24 protein-coding genes are annotated in these 21,100 nt (G+C 68.2%); 12 read left to right on the forward strand and 12 right to left on the reverse strand.

Annotated elements, in window-relative coordinates; translation table 11 throughout:
* Nucleotides 1–57 precede the first annotated feature (57 nt).
* The 8 genes from VHAB30_RS14725 (at nt 58) to VHAB30_RS14760 (ending at nt 7,016) form a co-directional block, all read left to right on the forward strand.
* Nucleotides 58–1,740 (forward strand): CTP synthase, encoded by a 1,683-nt coding sequence (locus tag VHAB30_RS14725; RefSeq protein WP_139705616.1) that lies wholly within the window; start codon nt 58–60, stop codon nt 1,738–1,740.
* Nucleotides 1,737–2,594 (forward strand): 3-deoxy-8-phosphooctulonate synthase, encoded by an 858-nt coding sequence (gene kdsA / locus VHAB30_RS14730; protein ID WP_159277508.1) that lies wholly within the window; start codon nt 1,737–1,739, stop codon nt 2,592–2,594. Before VHAB30_RS14725 ends, kdsA begins: the two co-directional genes overlap by 4 nt.
* On the forward strand, nt 2,591–2,881 hold the full coding sequence (locus VHAB30_RS14735; RefSeq protein WP_062474654.1) for a DUF1330 domain-containing protein: 291 nt from the start codon (nt 2,591–2,593) through the stop codon (nt 2,879–2,881). Before kdsA ends, VHAB30_RS14735 begins: the two co-directional genes overlap by 4 nt.
* Before the next feature lie 52 nt (nt 2,882–2,933).
* Complete coding sequence (gene eno, locus VHAB30_RS14740) at nt 2,934–4,217, forward strand: phosphopyruvate hydratase (protein ID WP_062474653.1); 1,284 nt, start codon at nt 2,934–2,936, stop codon at nt 4,215–4,217.
* 15 nt (nt 4,218–4,232) lie between these two features.
* On the forward strand, nt 4,233–4,511 hold the full coding sequence (gene ftsB / locus VHAB30_RS14745; RefSeq protein WP_159277509.1) for a cell division protein FtsB: 279 nt from the start codon (nt 4,233–4,235) through the stop codon (nt 4,509–4,511).
* 153 nt (nt 4,512–4,664) lie between these two features.
* Nucleotides 4,665–5,306 (forward strand): nicotinamide riboside transporter PnuC, encoded by a 642-nt coding sequence (gene pnuC / locus VHAB30_RS14750; protein WP_159277510.1) that lies wholly within the window; start codon nt 4,665–4,667, stop codon nt 5,304–5,306.
* Nucleotides 5,303–5,980, forward strand: coding sequence for an AAA family ATPase (locus VHAB30_RS14755; protein WP_159278357.1), 678 nt, complete (start codon nt 5,303–5,305; stop codon nt 5,978–5,980). Before pnuC ends, VHAB30_RS14755 begins: the two co-directional genes overlap by 4 nt.
* Nucleotides 5,981–6,032: 52 nt before the next feature.
* Nucleotides 6,033–7,016 (forward strand): hypothetical protein, encoded by a 984-nt coding sequence (locus tag VHAB30_RS14760; RefSeq protein WP_159277511.1) that lies wholly within the window; start codon nt 6,033–6,035, stop codon nt 7,014–7,016.
* Nucleotides 7,017–7,018: 2 nt separating this feature from the next.
* On the opposite strand, the gene VHAB30_RS14765 is transcribed toward VHAB30_RS14760, so the two are convergent.
* A complete protein-coding gene (locus VHAB30_RS14765; RefSeq protein WP_159277512.1) occupies nt 7,019–7,894 on the reverse strand; it encodes an AraC family transcriptional regulator in 876 nt (291 codons plus the stop codon).
* Nucleotides 7,895–8,000: 106 nt separating this feature from the next.
* Between VHAB30_RS14765 and VHAB30_RS14770 the strand changes: the two genes are divergently transcribed.
* Complete coding sequence (locus VHAB30_RS14770; RefSeq protein ID WP_159277513.1) at nt 8,001–8,789, forward strand: SDR family oxidoreductase; 789 nt, start codon at nt 8,001–8,003, stop codon at nt 8,787–8,789.
* A gap of 25 nt (nt 8,790–8,814) precedes the next feature.
* Nucleotides 8,815–9,690 (forward strand): NAD(P)-dependent oxidoreductase, encoded by an 876-nt coding sequence (locus VHAB30_RS14775; protein WP_159277514.1) that lies wholly within the window; start codon nt 8,815–8,817, stop codon nt 9,688–9,690.
* Nucleotides 9,691–9,702: 12 nt separating this feature from the next.
* Here VHAB30_RS14775 and hslO read toward each other — a convergent pair whose 3' ends face one another.
* Entirely contained in the window at nt 9,703–10,701 is a 999-nt protein-coding gene (gene hslO, locus VHAB30_RS14780) for an Hsp33 family molecular chaperone HslO (protein WP_070059530.1), read from the reverse strand.
* Between the two features lie 32 nt (nt 10,702–10,733).
* Nucleotides 10,734–11,258, reverse strand: a complete 525-nt coding sequence (locus VHAB30_RS14785; RefSeq protein ID WP_070059531.1) for a gamma carbonic anhydrase family protein — start codon at nt 11,256–11,258, stop codon at nt 10,734–10,736.
* 39 nt (nt 11,259–11,297) lie between these two features.
* Here VHAB30_RS14785 and VHAB30_RS14790 point away from each other — a divergent pair, with 39 nt between their 5' ends.
* Together VHAB30_RS14790 and VHAB30_RS14795 are read left to right on the forward strand one after the other, a co-directional pair.
* Nucleotides 11,298–12,110 carry a ferritin-like domain-containing protein gene (locus VHAB30_RS14790; RefSeq protein WP_159277515.1) on the forward strand — a complete coding sequence of 271 codons (813 nt, stop codon included), beginning with the start codon at nt 11,298–11,300 and terminating at the stop codon, nt 12,108–12,110.
* Entirely contained in the window at nt 12,107–12,787 is a 681-nt protein-coding gene (locus VHAB30_RS14795) for a pentapeptide repeat-containing protein (protein ID WP_159277516.1), read from the forward strand. Before VHAB30_RS14790 ends, VHAB30_RS14795 begins: the two co-directional genes overlap by 4 nt.
* 9 nt (nt 12,788–12,796) lie before the next feature.
* Here VHAB30_RS14795 and VHAB30_RS14800 read toward each other — a convergent pair whose 3' ends face one another.
* The 9 genes from VHAB30_RS14800 to phnD form a co-directional block, all read right to left on the reverse strand.
* Nucleotides 12,797–13,249, reverse strand: a complete 453-nt coding sequence (locus VHAB30_RS14800; protein WP_159277517.1) for a MaoC family dehydratase — start codon at nt 13,247–13,249, stop codon at nt 12,797–12,799.
* 39 nt (nt 13,250–13,288) lie between these two features.
* A complete protein-coding gene (locus tag VHAB30_RS14805) occupies nt 13,289–14,422 on the reverse strand; it encodes a thiolase family protein (protein ID WP_159277518.1) in 1,134 nt (377 codons plus the stop codon).
* Between the two features lie 94 nt (nt 14,423–14,516).
* Nucleotides 14,517–15,098: a TetR/AcrR family transcriptional regulator gene (locus VHAB30_RS14810; protein ID WP_095947288.1), complete on the reverse strand. Its 582-nt coding sequence runs from the start codon at nt 15,096–15,098 to the stop codon at nt 14,517–14,519.
* A 45-nt stretch (nt 15,099–15,143) separates the two neighbouring features.
* Nucleotides 15,144–16,136 (reverse strand): Bug family tripartite tricarboxylate transporter substrate binding protein, encoded by a 993-nt coding sequence (locus VHAB30_RS14815; protein ID WP_159278358.1) that lies wholly within the window; start codon nt 16,134–16,136, stop codon nt 15,144–15,146.
* A 44-nt stretch (nt 16,137–16,180) separates the two neighbouring features.
* Nucleotides 16,181–17,149, reverse strand: a complete 969-nt coding sequence (locus VHAB30_RS14820) for a Bug family tripartite tricarboxylate transporter substrate binding protein (RefSeq protein ID WP_062482231.1) — start codon at nt 17,147–17,149, stop codon at nt 16,181–16,183.
* A gap of 74 nt (nt 17,150–17,223) precedes the next feature.
* Complete coding sequence (gene psrA, locus VHAB30_RS14825; protein WP_095947286.1) at nt 17,224–18,327, reverse strand: iron-containing alcohol dehydrogenase PsrA; 1,104 nt, start codon at nt 18,325–18,327, stop codon at nt 17,224–17,226.
* Between the two features lie 62 nt (nt 18,328–18,389).
* The gene (gene phnE, locus VHAB30_RS14830; RefSeq protein ID WP_139705634.1) at nt 18,390–19,208 is read right to left on the reverse strand and encodes a phosphonate ABC transporter, permease protein PhnE; all 819 of its coding nucleotides are present in this window, start codon (nt 19,206–19,208) and stop codon (nt 18,390–18,392) included.
* Nucleotides 19,205–20,062, reverse strand: coding sequence for a phosphonate ABC transporter ATP-binding protein (gene phnC / locus VHAB30_RS14835; protein ID WP_159277519.1), 858 nt, complete (start codon nt 20,060–20,062; stop codon nt 19,205–19,207). Before phnC ends, phnE begins: the two co-directional genes overlap by 4 nt.
* Nucleotides 20,059–20,922: a phosphonate ABC transporter substrate-binding protein gene (phnD, locus tag VHAB30_RS14840; protein ID WP_062482233.1), complete on the reverse strand. Its 864-nt coding sequence runs from the start codon at nt 20,920–20,922 to the stop codon at nt 20,059–20,061. The genes phnC and phnD overlap by 4 nt, the downstream gene beginning before the upstream one ends.
* Nucleotides 20,923–21,100 lie beyond the last annotated feature (178 nt).

Below are 21,100 nucleotides of genomic sequence, written 5' to 3' on the forward strand. Positions count from 1 at the left end.
AGGGGACACCTATAATCGCAATTTCCCACTGCCCGGATTCACGCGTCCGGAACTGGCATGACCAAATTTGTCTTCGTCACCGGTGGTGTCGTATCTTCCCTTGGCAAGGGAATCGCCTCCGCCTCGCTCGCCGCGATCCTCGAATCGCGCGGCCTCCAAGTCACCCTCATCAAGCTCGATCCGTACATCAATGTCGACCCCGGCACGATGTCACCGTTCCAGCATGGCGAAGTGTTCGTCACCGATGACGGCGCCGAGACCGACCTCGACCTCGGCCACTACGAGCGCTTCATCAACACGCGGATGCGCAAGGCCAACAACTTCACGACCGGCCAGATCTACAAGACCGTGCTCGAGAAGGAACGCCGCGGCGACTACCTCGGCAAGACCGTCCAGGTCATTCCGCACATCACCAACGAGATCCAGGAATACATCAAGCGCGGCGCCGGCATCGGCACGGCGCATGAAGTGGACGTGGCCATCGTCGAAATCGGCGGCACCGTGGGCGACATCGAGTCGCTGCCCTTCCTGGAAGCCGTGCGCCAGATGAGCCTGCGCATGGGCCCGAACAATTCGGCCTTCGTGCACCTGAGTTACGTGCCCTGGATCGCCGCCGCCGGCGAGCTCAAGACCAAGCCCACGCAGCACACCGCCAAGGAACTGCGCGCCATCGGCATCCAGGCCGACGCCCTGCTGTGCCGCGCCGACCGCCCGATCCCCGACGACGAGCGCGCCAAGATCTCGCTGTTCTCGAACGTGCCCGAATGGGGCGTGATCTCCATGTGGGACGTGGACACCATCTACAAGGTGCCCCGCATGCTGCACGAACAGGGCCTCGATGGCCTGATCTGCGACAAGCTGCGCATCAACACCCCGCCGGCCAAGCTCACGCGCTGGGACGAGCTGGTGTACGAGGTCGAGCATCCGCAGCAGGAAGTGTCGATCGCCATGGTCGGCAAGTACGTCGACCTGTCGGACAGCTACAAGTCGCTCAATGAAGCGCTGCGCCACGCCGGCATGAAGAACCATGCCCGCGTGAAGATCGACTACATCGACTCCGAGACCATCTCGGCGCAAGACGTGTCGCGCTTGGCCAAGTACGACGCCATCCTGGTGCCCGGCGGCTTCGGCCAGCGCGGCGTGGAAGGCAAGATCTCGGCCGCCCGCTTCGCCCGTGAATCGAAGGTGCCCTACCTGGGCATCTGCCTGGGCATGCAGGTCGCCACCATCGAGTACGCCCGCCACGTGGCCGGCCTGAAGAACGCCAACAGCACCGAGTTCGACCCGGAGACGCCCACCCCCGTGATCGCGCTGATCACCGAGTGGAAGGACCGCGACGGCACCGTGAAGACGCGCGACGAGAAGTCCGACCTCGGCGGCACCATGCGCCTGGGTGCGCAAAGCTCCGACGTCACGCCGGGCACGCTGGCGCACAGCATCTACGGCGACGTGGTCACCGAGCGCCATCGCCACCGCTACGAAGCCAACGTCAACTACCTGGACGAGCTGCGCAACGCCGGCCTCGTGATCTCGGCGCTCACGCAGCGCGAGCACCTGACCGAAATCGTCGAGCTGCCGCAGAACGTGCACCCGTGGTTCATGGGCGTGCAGTTCCACCCCGAGTTCAAGTCAACGCCGTGGGGCGGCCATCCGTTGTTCAACGCCTTCATCAAGGCGGCGCTCGACCACAAGGACAAGGGCGCGGGCAGCACCAACAAGACGCTCAAGGCAGTGGCATGAAGCTTTGCGGATTCGACATCGGGCTGGACCAGCCTTTCTTCCTGATCGCCGGCCCGTGCGTGGTCGAATCCGAGCAGCTGCAGATGGACACGGCCGGCACGTTGAAGGAAATCACCGCGTCGCTGGGCATCCCGTTCATCTTCAAGAGCAGCTTCGACAAGGCCAACCGTTCCTCGGGCACGAGCTTTCGCGGCCCGGGTCGCGACAAGGGCCTCGAAATTTTGGCCAAGGTGAAGCGTGAACTCGGCCTGCCCGTGCTGACCGACGTGCACACCCACGAGGACATCACCGAGGCCGCCAAGGTGGTCGACGTGCTGCAGACGCCCGCCTTCCTGTGCCGCCAGACCGACTTCATCCATGCCGCGGCGCAGTCGGGCAAGCCGGTGAACATCAAGAAGGGCCAGTTCCTCGCACCGCACGACATGAAGAACGTGATCGACAAGGCCCGCGCTGCCGCCAAGGAAGCCGGCCTGGACGAAGACAGCTTCATGGCCTGCGAACGCGGCGCCAGCTTCGGCTACAACAACCTCGTGTCGGACATGCGCTCGCTGGCGATCATGCGCGAGACGAAAGCACCCGTGGTGTTCGACGCCACCCACTCGGTGCAACTGCCCGGCGGCCAGGGCACCAGTTCGGGAGGCCAGCGCGAAATGGTGCCGGTGCTCTCGCGCGCGGCCGTGGCCGTGGGCGTGGCCGGTCTCTTCATGGAGACGCACCCCGACCCGAACAAAGCCCTGAGCGACGGCCCCAACGCCGTGCCGCTCAAGCACATGAAGGCCCTGCTCGAGACGCTCATCGCGCTCGACCGGGTCACCAAGAAAAACGCATTCCTCGAGGACAGTTTTCAAGCATGAGCAGTGGTTACGTCATCGCCCACGTCGAAGTTACCAACCCGACGCAGTACGAGGAATACAAGAAGTGGTCGAGCGTCGCGATGCAGGCGCACGGCGCCGAAGTCTGCGTGCGCGGCGGCCAGGTGCAGCCGCTCGAGGGCGACTGGAAGCCCACCCGCGTCGTCGTGCTCAAATTCCCCAGCTTCGAGAAGGCCAAGGCCTTCTACGAGACGCCCGAATACCTGAAAGCGCGTGAAGCGCGTGCCGGCGCCGCCATCATGAACATGATCGCGGTCGAAGGCCTTTGATTCCGTTTTTTGCCAGTCCACTCCACCAAGAGACCCAGAGAAAGAGATAGAGATGAGTGCAATCGTTGACATCGTCGGCCGCGAAATTCTCGACAGCCGAGGCAACCCCACCGTCGAGTGCGACGTGCTGCTCGAATCGGGCACCATGGGCCGTGCGGCCGTGCCCTCGGGCGCTTCGACCGGTTCGCGCGAGGCCATCGAGCTGCGCGACGGCGACAAGAGCCGCTACCTCGGCAAGGGCGTGCTGAAGGCCGTCGAGAACATCAACACCGAGATCTCGGAAGCCGTGCTGGGCCTGGACGCCAGCGAACAGGCCTTCCTCGATCGCACGATGATCGACCTGGACGGCACCGACAACAAGGCCCGCCTGGGTGCCAACGCCACCCTCGCCGTCTCGATGGCCGTGGCCCGCGCCGCGGCCGAAGAGTCGGGCCTGCCCCTGTACCGCTACTTCGGCGGCATGGGCGGCATGCAGCTGCCGGTGCCGATGATGAACGTCATCAACGGCGGCGCGCACGCCAACAACAGCCTGGACCTGCAAGAGTTCATGATCATCCCCGTGGGCGCCAAGAGCTTCCGCGAGGCCGTGCGCTACGGCGCCGAAGTGTTCCACGCCCTGAAGAAGATCCTGGGCGACCGCGGCATCAGCACCGCCGTGGGCGACGAAGGCGGCTTCGCTCCCAGCGTCGAGAGCCACGAAGCAGCCATCCAGCTCATCCTGGAAGCCATCGACAAGGCCGGCTACACCGCCGGCGAGCAGATCGCCCTGGGCCTGGACTGCGCGGCCAGCGAGTTCTACAAGGACGGCAAGTACGTGCTGTCGGGCGAAAACCTGTCGCTCACGGCCGAAAGCTGGACCGACATGCTCGCCACCTGGGTCGACAAGTACCCGATCATCAGCATCGAAGACGGTATGCACGAAGGCGACTGGGACGGCTGGAAGCACCTGACCGAACGCCTGGGCAAGCGCGTGCAGCTGGTGGGCGACGACCTGTTCGTCACCAACACCAAGATCCTGCAGGAAGGCATCGACAAGGGCATCGCCAACTCGATCCTGATCAAGATCAACCAGATCGGCACGCTGACCGAAACCTTCGCCGCCATCGAGATGGCCAAGCGCGCGGGCTACACGGCCGTCATCTCGCACCGTTCGGGCGAAACCGAAGACAGCACCATCGCCGACATCGCCGTGGGCACCAATGCCGGCCAGATCAAGACCGGCTCGCTGTCGCGTTCGGACCGCATCGCCAAGTACAACCAGCTGCTGCGCATCGAAGAAGACCTCGGCGACATCGCCGTCTACCCGGGCCGCGGCGCGTTCTACAACCTCAAGTAGCGCCTCGCAGCCTGCATGCGCGCGCGCTTCGTCCCTCCTCTCATCCTGGTGCTCCTGCTGGTCATCCTGCAGTGGCAGCTGTGGAACGGGCGCGGCAGCGTGCGCGAGGTCGCCCAGCTGAGGACCCAGCTGGCCGACCAGAAGGACGCCAACGCCAAGGCCTCCCTCAACAACGAGCGGCTCGCGTCCGAAGTCAATGACCTGAAAGACGGCCTCGAGATGGTCGAGGAACGCGCCCGCGCGGAACTCGGCATGGTCAAACCGAACGAAGTCTTCGTGCAGATCGCGAGGTAATCGGATGACCCCCAGTCTCCGCGCACTTCGTGTCGCTTCGCCAACCCCCTTCCAGGGGGCGACACCAGCGGCCCGGCAAAGCCGGTTCCGCGGTGTCGCACGACCAGACCGTGTGAGGTTCACAGAGCGACCCGAAAGACGCACAGCCTCGGTGTGAACCTCCTCCCCGAGTTCCTTTCGGCCTCCGCCTTTGCGCTGTGGGGCTCTCCCGTCACCTGGCTCGAACTCGTCGCGGCCGTGCTCGCGCTCGCGATGGTCGGCTGCAACATGCGCGAGATCCATTGGGGCTGGCCGCTGGCGATCGTCAGCTCGCTGCTCTACGTGGTGGTGTTCGCCAACGCACGCATCTACGGCGACGCAGCCCTTCAAGTTTTCTTCGCTTTCGTCGCCCTGTGGGGCTGGGCGCAATGGCTGCGCGGCTTTCGCGCCGACGGCAGCGCCTTGCGGGTCAGCCGGCTGTCGCCGCGCGGTACCGCGTACGCCCTCCTGGCCTGCGCCATTGCGTGGCCCGTGGTCGCCCTCTTTCTGCGTCGCTTCACCAACACCGACGTGCCCTGGTGGGACGGCTTCGTCACCGGCCTGAGCCTGGTCGGGCAGTTCCTGCTCGGACGCAAGTTCATCGAGAACTGGCTCATCTGGCTGGCCGTGAACGTGGTCAGCGTGGGCCTGTTCATCCACAAAGGCCTGTGGCTCACGACAGCGCTGTACGCGGTGTTCGCCGTGCTCAGCGTGGCCGGCTTCCTGGCATGGCAGCGACGCCTGCCGAAGGCCACGACGAAGGCGGTGCCGGCATGACGCCGAACCTGCCGACCGGCTGCGTCATCGCGCTCGTGGGCGCCGAGAGCACGGGCAAGACCGAGCTCTCGTGCGCCATCGCACAGCGCCTGCAGGACCGCGGCACGCCCGTCACGCTGGTGGGCGAGTACCTGCGCGAATGGTGCGAACGCGAAGGCCGCACGCCGCACCCCGACGAGCAGCAGGCCATCGCTGACGAACAGATGCGCCGCATCGACGCCGCTGCCGCCACGGGCGTGGTGGTGGCCGACACCACGGCACTCATGACAGCGGTCTACAGCGAGCAGCTGTTCGCCGACACCTCGCTGTACGACAGCGCCCTCGCCGCACAGCGGCGCTATGCCATCACGCTGCTCACCGCGCTCGACCTGCCCTGGGTGGCCGACGACATGCGCGACGGCCCGCATGCGCGCCAGCCGACCGACACGCTGGTGCGCGCCGCGCTCTCGCGCGCCGGGCTCTCGTACGCCGTGGTGCATGGCAGCGGTGGAGAACGGCTGGCGAACGCCTGGAATGCGATCAACACCATCGCCGGCAACGAAGGCCGCGCCCGCACGCGCACCCGCCGCGATGCCAAGCCCGCCTCGTGGACATGGCCTTGCGAGAAGTGTTCCGACCCGGAATGCGAACATAAGCTCTTCAGCGACCTGATGGCGCGCCGCGACCCGCCCTGAGCCTTCCGGCTCCTGCGCGTTCGCGCGCCCTCTCCCCTTCACCGGAGACCCGATGCCCGTTTCGACCGCTGCGCGCCTTGCCTCGCGCGCTCCCGCCGCCGCTTTCCTCGCCCTGCTGCTGACCACCGGTGCCACTTCTGCAGCCCCCGTGGCCGCCACCGTCGAGAACGCCACCACCCCCACGGCCTGCGCCGAGGAAGACAACGTGTCGATGGTGCTGCGCGGCGACGGCATCCGCCGCCTGCGCATCGAAGCGCTGCAGCCCAGCTACCTCGGCACCATCGGCAACGACGTCACCGCGCCCGACTTCTCGGGCTGCAACTTCGACGGCGGCGCCCACCCCACCGACCCGGCGCACCGCTTCAAGCAACGCACCGTCGTGCTGCTCGACAACGCGCAATGGCGCATCGTCGGCATGACGCTGCCGACCTTCTGGCGTCCGGCGCGTGTGCCGGTGCAGGTCGGCGCGCGCCACGACCGCGGCTTTCACTTGCTGCAGGTGTTCAAGAAGGAAAACGGCAAGGCGCTCGAGGCCATCGTGCTCTACCCCTCCGACGGCTACTGGCGCCTCAAGCCGCTGCCTGAGGCGCGCTTCGGCGACGGTGTGTACGGCTCGTCGTTCCTGCTCGGCCCGGTCGTTCAAGCCGGGCGGCCGGTGGTGAACATCGCGTCGATCCGCGTCGTACCGAAACCGCTGGCCATCCACCTGCGCTTCGCCGACGGCGGCAGCGCTGTGGCGCGCGTGACCGAGATCAGCCGCACCCGCACCGCGCTCGACGTGACGCTCTCCAAGCCCACGGCGAGCGCCAAGCAGCCCTTCGCGGTGCTGCGTTCGATGTACGTGACGCGCGACAACGCCGACATGAGCGAGGTGCGCTGGCAGGCCTCGCCGCAGGCGGCCGAGCAGGCGCTGCCGCTGCCCGAGGTGAAGACGCTGAACGCCACGCAAGTGCGCTTCGGCCGCACCCTGCCCTCCAAGCACAACACGAGCGCGCCCGACATCGCATTCGGCGGCTTCGACGACGAAGCGCGCTGAGCTCAGGCCGCGCGCCGCACCTCGCCGGGCGTGAGGCCCAGCACGCGGCGCATGCAGCGCGCCATGTGGCTCTGGTGCGAGAAGCCGCTCTCGAGCGCCACGAGGCTCGCGGGCAGCTCGCTGTTCAGCAGCAGGCTGCGCGCGCGGTCGACGCGGCGATGCACCACATACGCATGCACCGCCTGGCCGGTCGAGCGCTTGAATTGCGTCTTCAGGTGCGAGGCGCTCAGGCCCGCGACCTCGGCCAGCGCGGCCAGCGACAGGTCGCCGTCCAGGTGCGCCTCGATGAATTCCGTCACGCGTTTCAGCTGCAGCCGCGTCAGCCCCTGCGCGGGTGACGGCGCCACCTGCGGGCCCGCCGCGATCAGCTGCACCGCGAGCGCGGTGCCCAGGCTGTCGGTGTAGAGCCGACCGTTGGGAAAGCCCGCGCGCCGCTCGGCGTCGAGCGCCCAGGCGATGTGCTCGATCTGCGGGTCGCGGAACTGGTGACGTTCGCCGAGCACCGCGCGCTCGGCCGGCAGGCCCATCTCATCGGCCGTGCGCACGAGCAGCGCGGGCGCCATGCGCACCACGACCGAGGTGCTCGGCGACTCTTCATGCCAGATGTCGGTGCTGCCAGCCGGCAGGATGTCGAGGTCGCCGCGCGTGTAGAGAAAACGATGGAACTGGCAGGCACCCGCCACCGGCGCGCCCACGTGCAGCTTGAGACGGTGGTCGGGCAGCGCCTCGTAGCCGACCACGCCGCCGGGGGTCTGGCGCACGTCGACGCGCAGGCTGTCGGTGGCGGGCGGCGCGACGAAGCTGTCGGCCGACAGCGCCACCTCGGACGCCGCACCACCGTGCCCGTGCAGATCGGTGTCCAGATCGGTATCGCTCATCGAAACATTATGGGCCGCGCGCGGCGTGCATGCCGTCGGCCGTTTGTGCTCCCCCACGGCTGAACGTGCGCGACCGCAAGCCGTGCGATCCGGATCATCGACGGCCATGAACACCACACCCCACACCCCCTACGCAGGCAAGAAGGCCGTCATCACCGGCGGCACCCTCGGCATGGGCCTGGCCACCGCGCAGGCGCTGCTCGACGGCGGCGCCGACGTGCTCGTGACCGGCCGCAACCCGCAGAACCTGGAGGCCGCGCGCCGCGTGCTCGGCCCGTACGGCGCGCGGGCGCACGTGCTGGCATCCGACACGGCCTCGCTGACCGACATCGATGCACTGGCCGCCACCGTGCGCGAGCGCTTCGGCCGCATCGACCTGCTGCACATCAACGCGGGCATCTCGTCGCTCGAGCCCTTCGAGCAGGTGACCGAGGCCGGCTACGACCGCGCCTTCGCCGTCAACACCAAGGGCCCGTTCTTCACCGTGCAGCGCCTGGCGCCGCTGATGCCGGCGGGCAGCGCGATCGTCTTCACCTCGTCCATCGCAGACGAAGGCGGCATGCATGGCATGAGCGTGTACAGCGCCACCAAGGCCGCACTGCGCTCGATGGCCTCCGGCTTCGCGGCGGAGCTGGTGACGCGCGGCATCCGCGTGAACGTGGTGAGCCCCGGCTTCATCGACACGCCCACGCTCGGCGTGACCGACGCGAGCGCCGAAGAGCGCGCCGAGTTCATGCGCCTGGGCGACCAGATCACGCCGATGCGGCGCCACGGCACGTCGGCCGAAGTGGCGCGCGCGGTGCTGTTCTTCGCCTTCGAGGCGACCTTCACGACGGGCGCGCGCCTCACCGTCGATGGCGGGCTGGGCCAGGGCCTGACGCCGGCTGCCGCCTGATCCGATCTCTCACCAAGGACCTCACATGACCGACGTTTCCCTCATCGGCCTCGGCCCCATGGGCATCGCCCTCGCGCGCGCCCTTCAAGCATCGAAGTTCACGCTGACGGTGTGGAACCGCACCACCGAGCGCGCGACGCCCCTCCTGAACCAGGGCACGGTGCTCGCACCGACAGCTCTGGCCGCCGTGCAGGCAAGCCCCATCGTGCTGGTCTGCGTGGCCGACTACCCGGCGTCGCGCGCCATCCTCGCCGCGCCCGGCGTTCACGACGCGCTGCGCGGCAAGGTGCTGGTGCAGCTGAGCACCGGCACGCCCCAGGACGCACGCGACGACTGGGCCGCGCTCAGCGGCGTGGCGTACCTCGACGGCGCCCTGCTCGCCACACCGGGCCAGATCGGCCGGCCCGACACGCCGCTCTTCATCTCGGGCGAGGCACGCGCCCTCGCCGCCTGCCGGCCGCTGCTCGAAGCCATCGCCGGCAACATCCAGCACATGGGCGAGCCGATCGGCAACGCAGCCGCCTGGGACCTGGCCACGCTCTCTTGCATGTTCGGGGCGATGAGCGGGTTCTTTCACGGCGTGCGCATCTGCGAAGCCGAAGGGCTTCCGGTGGACGGGTTCTCGCAGATGATCGGCGCGATCTCGCCGGTGCTCGGCGAAATGATCCAGGCCGAAGGCGAGGCGATCCACGCCGGCCGGTACGGCGAGCCCGAGAGCTCGATGGCCACCTGCGCGGGCTCGGGCCGACTGTTCGTGAAGCAGGCGCGCGAGGCGCAGCTCGACGCGGGCTTTCCGGATTTCCTGAAGGGGCAGTTCGACCGCGCGCTGGGCGCGGGCCTGGGCAACGAGCGCCTGGCCGCGATGGTCAAGGTGCTGCGGCAACCGCCGCAGCCCGCTTGAACCGCGTCGCGCCTACTGGACGACCGGGCTGCCCGGCAGCTGGTCGCCCAGCGGCTTGAACAGCTGCGCGGTGTCGACCGCGTCGAAGCGGTACTGCTTGCCGCAGAAGTCGCAGCCGACCTCGATGTCGCCGCGCTCGGCGAGGATTTCCTCGGCCTCTTCCACGCCGAGGCCGCGGATCATCTGCGCCACGCGCTCGCGGCCGCAAGTGCAGGCGAAGTGCGGGCCCAGGAGGCCGGCTTGCGGTTCAAAGCGCAGCAGCTTCTCTTCCCAGAACAGGCGGCGCAGGATGGTCTCGACGTCGAGCGTGAGCAGCTCGTCGCGCGTGAGGCTCGACGCCAGGATCGAGATGCGGTTGTATTCCTCGTTGCGGCCGATCTGGTCCTGGTGCGCCTCGTCGTGCACCTGCTGCGAGGTGCCTTCGAGGTTGCCCTCGCCCTTGATGGGCAGGCGCTGGATCAGCAGGCCGGCCGCCACCTTGTCGTCGGCGGCGAGCACCAGCGTGGTGTCGAGCTGTTCGCTTTGCAGCATGTAGTGCTGCAGCACGTCGCTGAGCTTGCCCAGCTTCTGGCCGTCGTCGCCGAACAGCGGCACGACGCCCTGGTACGGCGTGGTGCCGGGCAGCTTGTCTTTCGGGTCGAGCGTGATGGCGCAGCGGCCCTTGTTGTTCACGTTGACCATGTCAGGCAGGCGCGCGTCGGCCGGCAGGTCGCCGATCACCTTGGCAGTGGCACGCAGGCTCAGGTCGGGCTTGGCCTCGGCCACGGCCACCTTCACGGGGCCGTCGCCGAAGATCTGCAGGATGAGTGCGCCGTTGAACTTGATGTTGGCCTGCATCAGCGTGGCCGCGGCCGTCATCTCGCCCAGCAGCTCGGCCACCGGCGGCGGGTAGGCGCCGGTGGCGGTGTTGGAGGCGCGCCGCGCAAGGATCTCCTGCCACGCATCCGTCAGGCGCACGATCATGCCGCGCACCGGCAGGCCATCGAACAGGAATTTGTGCAGCTCGCTCAAAACGGAATCTTTCTCTCTGTGCCTGCGCGGAGTCAGGCGATTTTCTTGAGGCCCTTCGCGAAGCGATGGGCGTTTTCTACATAGTGCTCCGCACTCTGGCGCAGCTTGGCGGCGGCCGCATCGTCGAGCGTGCGCACCACCTTGGCGGGCGAGCCGATGATGAGGGAGTTGTCGGGAAACTCCTTGCCCTCGGTCACGACGCTGCCGGCGCCAACGATCGAATTGCGGCCGATCTTGGCGTTATTCAAGACCACCGCCTGGATGCCGATCAGCGAGTTGTCGCCGATGGTGCAGCCGTGCAGCATCACCTGGTGCCCCACAGTCACGTTGTCGCCGATGGTCAGCGGGCAGCCGATGTCGGCGTGCAGCACCGACAGGTCCTGGATGTTGCTGTTGCGCCCGATGGTCAGCACCTCGGTGTCGCCGCGCAGCACGGCGCCGAACCAGACGCTCGCGTTCTCTGCCAGTTCGACATTGCCCATGACCTGGGCGCTGTCCGCGACCCATGCGCCTTCGCCAAGGCGCGGTGCAATGCCATCCAATTCGTAAATCGCCATCGTGGTTGTCTCCGGAGGGGCAAAACTAGAATTGTAGGGATGCACCCCCGATTGAGCGCGCTGGCCGCGCTGCGCCTGACAGACCCCGACGACAAGGTGGCCGCCACGCGCGCCACGGCTGCACAGGCAGCTACTGTTTCCATAGCACTCGAGCCCCTGCGCACGCCCGGCGACGATGAAGGCGTGCCCGGCCGTCCCGAGCGCCCGCTGCGCGTGGCCGCCACCGCCGTGCAGAAGCGTTCGCCCTTCACGCCGGAAGGCCGCGCCGCGCTGATCCATTCGATCTGCCACATCGAGTTCAACGCGATCAACCTCGCGCTGGACGCCGTGTGGCGCTACGACGGCATGCCCGAGGCCTACTACCGCGACTGGCTGCGCGTGGCCGACGAGGAGGCGCAGCACTTCACGCTGCTGCACACGCACCTGCAGGGCATGGGCTGGCGCTACGGCGACTTTCCGGGCCACGACGGCCTGTGGAACATGTGCGAGAAGACCAAGGACGACGTGCTCGCGCGCATGGCGCTGGTGCCGCGCACGCTCGAGGCGCGCGGGCTCGACGCCACGCCGCTGATCCAGTCCAAGCTCAAGCGCGTGAACACGCCCGACGCGCTGCGTGCCGTGGAAATCCTCGACATCATCCTGCGCGACGAAGTGGGCCACGTGGCCATCGGCAACCACTGGTACCGCTGGCTGTGCGAGCGCGCCGGGCTCGACGCCGAAGCCAACTACCCGGCCCTGGTCGCGCGCTACGACGCGCCGCGCCACAAGCCGCCTTTCAACCTCGAAGCACGCGGCCGGGCGGGCTTCAGCCCCGCAGAGCTGCGCGCGCTGACCGATTCCCGCCCCGAATGACCGATGTGATTTCCGACCAGACCTGGTCACGCGCCGAGCTGCAGGCCTGCCTGCAGGGCCGCGACACGCCGCCGCATTTCGAACGCTGCCATTTCGACGAGGCCGACCTGTCGCGCCTCGACCTGCGCGGCGCGCAGTTCACCCTGTGCAGCTTCGCCGAAACCTCGTTCGAGCGCGCCCAGCTGGCGGACACGCGCTGGGTTGGTTGCCGCGCGCGCCAGGCCGACTTCGGCCTGGCCGACCTCACGAACGCGCGCTTCCAGGACTGCGACCTGAACAACACGCAGTGGGCGCGCGCCAAGCTGGCCTCGGCGCTCTTCACGGGCGTGAAGCTCACGGGCGCGCACTTCGGCGAGGTGTCGGCGCTGGGCGTCGTGTTCAAGGACTCGTTGCTGATCGACGCGCACCTGCGCGGCCTGTCGTTCCGCAAGCAGACGCTCGCGCAGCTCGACCTGTCGGAGGCCGACCTCTCGGGTTGTGATTTCCGCGAGACCATCTTCGAAGGCGGCAGCCTGCGCAACGCGCACCTGAAGCTGGCGCGCTTCGAAGGCGCCGACCTGCGCGACGTGGACCTGGGCGGCCTGCGGCTGGCCAACGCCGCGCCGTTCAAGGGCGCGACCATCTCCAACCGGCAGGCGGCCGCGCTGGTCGAGGAACTGGGCCTGCGCGTCGTCTGAGTTTGAGAGTCAGGACGTCGCGGTGCGGCTGTGCACCACCAGCTTGGGCGTGAAGTACTGCAGCACCTCGCCGCGCTGGTTGCGCGTCTGGCAGCGCATCGAGACCATCGCGCGGCCGGGCTTGGAGCGTGAGGGCGTGATGTCGACCACCTCGCTCACCACATGCAGCACGTCGCCGGGCCGCGTGGGCTTGGGCCACTGCAGCTCGCCGCCCGAGCCGATGATGCCGTCGGCCAGCGGAATGCCGCTGTCGACCAGCAGCCTCATCGTAAGCGCCGCCGTGTGCCAGCCGCTCGCGGCCAGCCCGCCGAAGAAGGTGTTCTTGGCGGCCTCTTCGTCGGTGTGGAAGGGCTGCGGGTCGAACTGCTGTGCGAAGGCCTTGATCTGTGCCGCGTCGAGCAGGTGTTCGCCGCTCTGAAAACGGTCGCCGACCTTCAGGTCTTCGAGATACAGCTTGTCCATGGGAGTCTCCTTGTTGCGTTGCCCGTCATTCTCGGGCGATCAGACGCGCTCGAGGATGGTGGCGATGCCCTGCCCGCCGCCGATGCATTGCGTGGCGAGCGCATAGCGGCCGTTCTCGCGCGCCAGCAGCGCCGCCGCCTTGCCCGTGATGCGCGCACCGGTCGCGCCCAGCGGGTGGCCGATGGCCAGGCCGCCGCCGTCGAGGTTGACGGTGGCCGGGTCGAGCCCGAGGTCGCGGATGCAGGCCAGCGCCTGCGACGAGAAGGCTTCGTTGATCTCGACCACGTCGAGGTCGGCCACGCTCAGGCCCGCACGTGCGAGCGCCTTGCGCGTGGCGGGAATCGGTCCGATGCCCATGACGGCCGGGTCGACGCCCACGGTCGCGAACGAGCGGATGCGCGCCAGCGGCTTCAGGCCGTGCTTGGCGGCGAAGGCGTCGCTGGTGACCAGCACGGCCGCCGCACCGTCGGTCAGCGGCGACGAGGTGCCCGCCGTGACCACGCCGTCGGGGCGGAACGCGGGCTTGAGGTTGGCCAGCGCCTCAGCCGAGGTCGAGGGGCGGATGCAGCCGTCGGCATCGATCACCTCGCCGGAGGCCAGGCGCACCGGCACGATTTCGCCAGCCAGCCGGCCCTGTGCGCGCGCCTCGGTCGCCTTGCGGTGCGACTCGACAGCCAGCGCTTCCTGGTCGGCGCGGCTCACGTTCCAGCGCTGCGCAACGTTCTCGGCGGTCTCGCCCATCGAGATGTAGGCATCGGTGCTGGCCAGCAGCTCGGGGCTGGGCGAGAAGTTGAAGCCGCCCTGCGGCACCATCGTCATCGACTCCACGCCCACGCACAGGAAGGCGTCGCCCATGCCCGCCTCGATCTGTGCGGCGGCGATGTGCACGGCCTGCATCGACGAGCCGCAGAAGCGGTTCACCGTCATGCCGCCCACCTCGTGCGGCAGCCCGGCCAGCAGCCCGACGATGCGCGCCAGGTTGTTGCCCTGCGACGCCTCGGGGTAGGCGCAGCCCAGGATGATGTCTTCGAGCAGCGCGGGGTCGAGGTCGGTGCGCTGCAGCAGGCCCTGCACCACGCCGGCGGCGAGCGTGTCGGGACGCACCTCGGCCAGCGCGCCCTTCTTCGCGAAGTGGAACGGGGAACGGGCATAGGCGGAAATCACGGCTTTCATGGGAACACTCCTTGGAGAAAAACTACCTTCCAATCGGTAGGCTTCGGGGTTCAAAAAAAGGCACGCCTGGCGTGCCCGTGGTGAAACGGATCGGTCAGTCCAGCGGCAGTGCCCGCCGCAGTTGCGCAATGGCGTCGTCGAAGTCTTCGACGCGGCCTGTCATGCGCGACGCGAGCAGCGCGCCCTGGCACGACGAGAACACGAAGGCCGCGAGCGAAGCCACGGGGTTGTCTTTCTGCGCCTGCGCCGGCACCAGCGCGCCGAGCACGCCGGTGAGCCACATCACCTGCGTGTTGCGCAGGGCCTGCACGGCCTGGCGCAGGTCTTCGTTGATGCAGTCCCAGCCCGGCGCCAGCGCGCCCGCCGGGCACAGGCCCGAGCCGGCCTTCAGCGTGTTGCGGTACATGCGGAAATAGGATTCGAGCGCGTCCTTGGGCTCGCGCGCGCGCGCCGCCACCCAGTCCTTGAAGCCCTGCGTGGCGCCCTGGATCACCGCGATGCCCAGCGCTTCCTTGGTGGGAAAGTGGTGGTACAGGCTCGCCTTGCGCACGCCCACCGCGTTGGCCACGTCCTGGAAGCTGAAGCCCAGGTAGGAACGGGTTTCGATGAGCCCACGCGCCACCGCGAGGATCTGATCGCGGGTGCCGCCGGGGGCCAGGGTGGAAGCGTCGTGCATCTACCTACTATAAGGTAGGGAAACCCGGCCCTGCAAGCGCCGGGGTCAATCGGCCTTGATGCCCGCGGCCTTCACGATGCGGCCGTTGCTCTCGAACTCGCTGGCGATTTCCTTGGCGAAGGCGGCCGGCGTGCCCGGGGCGGGCACGTTGTCGGTGGCCGTGAGCTTGGCGCGCAGCTCGGGGCTGGCGAGCGCCTTGTTGATCTCGGCGTTGTACTTCGCGACCAGCGCCGCCGGGGTGCCCGCGGGCGCGAACACGCCGAACAGCGAATGGATGTTGGCCGCGCTGTAGCCCAGCTCGGCCAGCGTGGGCACCTGCGGCAGGCTCTCGAGCCGCGCGGGCGCGCCCGCCGCCAGCGGGCGCAGCTTGCCCGACTGGATGTGGGCCGACAGCGTCGGGCTGGCGTTGGTCGACAGGATTTCGAACTGCCCGCTCAGCGCATCGTTGAGCTGCTGGCCGCCGCCCTTGTACGGCACGTGCGTGATGTCCACGCCGGCCGCCGCGCGCACCTGCTCGAGCACGATGTGGCCGAGCGAGGCCGGCCCCGATGTCGCCCAGCGCACCGCGCCGGGCTGCGCCTTGGCCTCCGCAATCAGCGCACGGAAATCTTTCGCCTTGCTGGCGGGCGTGGCCACCAGCAGCACGGGCGAATACATCACGCTGGCCACCGGCACGATGTCCTTCAGCGGGTCGAACGGCAGCTTGCCCAGGTGCGGGCTCAGCACCAGCGGGCTGATGGCCGAGAAGCCCAGCGTCGCGCCGTCGGGCGCGGCCTTGGCCACGGCGTCCATGCCGATGGCGCCGCTCGCGCCCGCGCGGTTGTCGACGATCACCGTGGTGCCCAGCTGCACGGCGAGCCGGTCGCCGAGCGCGCGGGCGACCACGTCGCTCACACCGCCCGCCGGGTAGGCCACGATGAGCCGCACCGTGCGCGGCACGGCCTGCGCATGCGCGCCGCTGGCCGCGCACAGCGCCGCGGCGGCGAGCAGCCGGGTCGTGGTCCGGCGCGAAGGCTTGGAGGCGGCGAGGAAGTTCATGGTGTCGATGAAAGGCATGCGTCGAGGAGAAGAAGAAAGATCGGTCAGTCCAGCTGCAGCTTGCGCTCGCGGATCAGCTTGGACCACTTCTCATTGTCCGCCTTGACGAAAGCCGCAAAGGCCGCCGGGCCGAGCGGATGCACCTCGGCGCCGGCCGTCGCGAACTTGGCCTTGATCTCGGGCGTCGCCAGGGCCTTGGCAAGTTCACCCGACAGGCGATCGACCACCTCCTTGGGCATGTTGGCGGGGCCCACCAGCCCCTGGAAGCCGACTGCTTCCATGCCTGCAAGGCCCAGCTCCTTCACGGTCGGCACGTCGGGCAGTTGCGGATCGCGCACCGGCCCCGTCACGGCCAGCGCCTTGAGCTTGCCGCCCTTCACCTGCGGCAGCAGCACGCTGCCCGCGTCGATGAGGATCTGCGTCTGCCCGCCGAGCAGGTCCTGCACCGCAGGCGCGCTGCCCTTGTACGGCACGTGCGTCATGTCCAGGCCCGTCACCTGGTTCATGAGCTCGCCGTTCAGGTGCGTCGAAGTGCCGTTGCCACCCGAGGCGAAGTTGACCTTGCCAGGCTGGCCCTTGGCCCACGCCACGAACTCCTTCAGGTTCTTCGCCGGATGGTCGGGCCGCGTCACCGCGATGTAGCTGCCCTGGCTGATCTGGCCGATGTAGGTGAACTGCTTGATGGGGTCGTACGGCGGCTTGCTCTGCAGGTACGGCGCGATGGCGAAGGGGCCGGTGTTGGCCAGCAGCAGCGTGTAGCCGTCGGCCGGCTGGCGCGTGAGTTCGGTGGCCGCGATCATGCCGCTGGCGCCCGGCTTGTAGTCGACCACCAGCTGCTGCTTGAGTGCTTCCTGCAGCGGCACCTGCACCGTGCGCGCCGCGAAGTCGATGCCGCCGCCGGGCGGGTAGCCGACGATCAGGCGGATGGGCTTGGCGGTGGGAAAGCCCTGGGCGATGGCGAGGCCGGCGGTCGTGGCCAGTGCGAGGCCGGTACAGAGTCTGCGAAGGTTCATGGATGTCTCTGGATCTCTCTTGAAGGGGAGCGTCCATTTTGAAACATCCCGGGCCCGTGCAGCCCCCGCGCAGCTCAGGCTTCTTGCACCTGCACGTCGTTGCCGATGAAGTTGCGCCCGCGCGCCCCGCCCTGCGCATGGCGCAGCATCTCGCGCGCCTCGTCCTCGCCCACGCCGTAGTCGGCGAAGCGCGTCTTCACGCCCAGCGATTCAATGAAGGCCGCGAGCTGCGCCGGCGCGTCGGCCAGCGGCATGCGCAGCGCCTGCGCCAGCACCGCGTCGCGGTCGGGCCGGCGACCGATCGCGCGCGCCAGCACCATCGGCAGCGGGAACGAACAGGCGATGCCGTGCGGCAGGCCATAGCGCAGCGTCATCTCGTACGAGATGGAATGCGCGAGCGCGGTCTTGGTGTTGGAGAACGCCATGCCCGCCTTCAGCGCGGCGAGTGCCATGCGCCCGCGCAGTTCGACGTCGTCGAGCCGGGCCATGAGCTGCGGCAGCACCTCCAGCGTGTCCTGCACGGCCGCCACGGCGAAGGTGTCGGACAGCGGATTGGCGTTGACGTTCCAGATCGCTTCGAGCGCGTGCGACAGCGCATCGAGCCCGCTCTGCAGCGTGACCGCCGCGGGCAGCGACAGCATCAGCTCGGGGTCGATGACGGCATAGGTCGGCCAGGTCTGCGGCAGGTGCAGCGAATATTTCTTCTGGCGCTCGCGGTCCCAGATGGTGGCCCAGGGCGTGACCTCGCTGCCCGTGCCGGCCGTGGTGGGCACGGCGATGAGCGTCTTGTGGCGCGTTGCCACGAAGGGCCGCTCGCCCGCGAGGCCCGCCACCAGGTCCGCGAAGCGCCCGTGGTCGTCGGCCACCATCAGCGCCTTCGCGGTGTCGATGGCGCTGCCGCCGCCGACCGCAACGATCACCTCCACGTCGGCATGCGTGCGCCAGAACCATTCGTAGGTCTCGGCCAGTTCCGCCACGTCAGGGTTGGGCCGCGTCTGGTCGAGCGTGCAGGCCAGTGCGTCGCCGAGCACCGACGCCAGCCGGTCGAGCAGGCCCAGCGCGCGCGCCTCGGGAAAGGTCACCAGCGCGGCGCGCCGGCCTTCGAGCAGCTTCGGCAGGGACAGCAGGGCCCCTGCCCCGTACACGCTGTGCACGGGGTTGTGGTAGTTGGCGCTCATGGAGGGGTTTCTTCAGGAGGCGGCCAAAGCCGCGGGGACAGACGCGAGGAGCGATCGATTCATCAGCGCGCACCCTGCTGGATCCAGCCGCGCAGCCGGGTCGAGAGGTAGTCGGCCGTCATGACCATCACGACGATCACCAGGATGCAGGTGGCCGTGTCCTGGTACTGGAACAGCTTCATGCTGCCCACGAGCTCGAAGCCGATGCCGCCCGCGCCCACCATGCCCAGCACGGTGGCCTGGCGCAGGTTGGTCTCGAAGCGGTAGACGATCACGCCGATCCACGCGGTGACCACCTGCGGAATCACGCCGAAGATGATGGTCTGGATCGGTCCCGCGCCGGTGGCGCGCAGCGCTTCGATCGGGCCCTGGTCGATCTCCTCGATCGACTCGGCGAAGAACTTGCCGAGCATGCCAGCGCCATGCAGCGCCAGCGCCAGCACGCCGGGGAACGGACCGAGGCCGACGGCCGCCACGAAGATCAGCGCCAGGATGATCTCGTTGATGCCGCGCGTGATGTTCAGCACCTGCCGCATCGCGTGGAACACGGCGACGTTCGGCGAGATGTTGCGCGCCGCAAAGAAGCACAGCGGTACCGCGAGGATCACCGCCAGCAGCGTGCCCCACAGCGCGATCTGCACGGTCTCGATGGCCGGCTTCACGAGCTTGCCCATGAACTCCCAGTTGGGCGGCAGCATGCGCCCGAGGAAGTCGGCGATCCAGGGCATGCCCTTGCCGAGTTCGCTGAAGCTCACCTGGCTGCCGATGGCCGCCCACCAGAGCACGCCGATGCCGGCGAGCACGGCCACGGCGTACTTCCACCAGCCGGGGTTGCCGGCGCTCTTGGCGATCAGCAGGTTGTAGCGTCCGAGGGCGATCATGATTGCTCCATGGCGAGTTGCGGGGCGGTGCGCACCGGCGCCGCATGAAGGGCCGCGGCGGGCACGCTCGGCGTTGCGGTGTCGGGCTCTGCGCCTACAGCGGCGGCCTCGGTGCCCTCTTCCACGCCGCCCGGATAGATGAGGTGCAGCACCTCGTCGGTCAGTTCGTCGGGCCGACCTTCGAACACGATGCGTCCGGCCGCCACGCCGATCACGCGCTGCGCGAACTCGCGGGCGTAGTCGACCTGGTGCAGATTGCAGATCACCGTGATGCCGTCCTGCCGGCTGGCCTGCTTCAGGTAGTTGAGCACCTTGCGCGAGGTCTTCGGGTCGAGGCTGGCCACGGGCTCGTCGGCCAGGATCACCTTGGGCTTTTGCGCCAGCGCGCGCGCAATGCCCACGCGCTGCTTCTGCCCGCCCGAGAGCGTGTCGGTGCGCAGGTCGGCCTTGGGGTCGAGCTCGACGCGGCGCAGGCATTCGCGGGCGATGGCGATGTCCTTCGAGGGGAACACCTGGAACCACGACAGCATCGCGGGCATGGAACCCAGCCGCCCTGTCAGCACGTTCTTGAGCACCGACAGGCGCGGCACCACGTTGTAGTGCTGGAAGATCATCGCCACGTCGCGGCGCACCTTGCGCAGCCCGGCGCGGTCGCCACGCGAGCGCTCGCCGTCCACGTGGATCTCGCCTTCGCTCGGCTCGGCCAGGTGGTTGATGCAACGCAGCAGCGTCGACTTGCCCGCACCCGACGCGCCGAGGATGACGACGAACTCGCCCTTGGCCACCGTGAGGTCCACACGATGGAGCGCGGTGAAGTCGCCGTAGCGCTTGCACAGCCCGCGGATCTCGATCATTTCATCTTCCTCAGGTCGAGGTTCAGCACCTTGGCCGTGTCGCGGATGATGTTGTAGGCCGCGTCGTTGGTCGGATGGAAACCGTTGAGCAGGCCCTGGTCGGACCAGGGGATGTCCTTCACCTGCAGGAAGGCGGCCTGCACGCGCGTCTTCAGGTCGGCGGGCAGGTCCTTGCGCCACACGGTGGGCGACTCGGGGATCGGGTCGGACTTCCAGACTTCGACCAGGTCTTCGCGCTTGACCAGGCCCTTGGACACGGCGGCATCGAGGATGCGGTCGGCGATGGCCGCGGCATCGACCTTCTTGTTCTGCACCGCGATCGCGCTCGAGTCGTGCGAGCCCGAGAAGATCACGCGGCCGAAATCCTTGTCGGGGTTGAAGCCCGCCTTCAGCAGGCCGGCCTTCGGGAACAGATGGCCCGAGGTGGAGCTCGGGTCGACGAAGGCGAAGGTCTTGCCCTTGAGGTCGGCCACCGTCTTGATGCCGGTGTCCTTGTGGGTCACGATCTGGCTGTGGTACGAGGTGCGCCCGGCCTTCTTGGTCTCGGCCACCGCGAAGGCCTCGATGTCGGCCACCGTGGTGCCCAGCACATACGAGAACGGGCCGAGGTAGGCCACGTCGAGCCGCTTGGAACGCAGCGCTTCGATCACGCCGTTGTAGTCGGCCGCCACGAAGGGCTTGACCGCGAAACCGAGGGCCTTGGACAGCATGTCCATCATGGCCTGGCTGTTGGCAATCATGGCGCGCGAGTCCTCGGAAGGAATCAGCCCGACAGTGAGAACCTGCTGTGCCCGTGCCATCGGCACGAAGGCGGACGCTGTCACGGCGGCAGTGCCGAGCAGCAGCTTTCTACGCTTCATCATGGTTGTCTCCAGTGGTCTGCGTTGCATGGAATCCTCAGGTCGTTTCGAAGGGCAAAAGTACCCGTCTCGAGTCTTCCAGTTGCGCGTGTCATGGTCATGACAGCGTGAGGATTCGGGACGTCCGGCGTGTTTCTGTCGAGGCCTGGTCCGTCTTGAGCGCGAGTACATCACTGGT

Origin of the sequence: Variovorax boronicumulans (assembly GCF_009811375.1) — a bacterium.
GTDB classification, from domain to species: domain Bacteria; phylum Pseudomonadota; class Gammaproteobacteria; order Burkholderiales; family Burkholderiaceae_C; genus Variovorax; species Variovorax boronicumulans.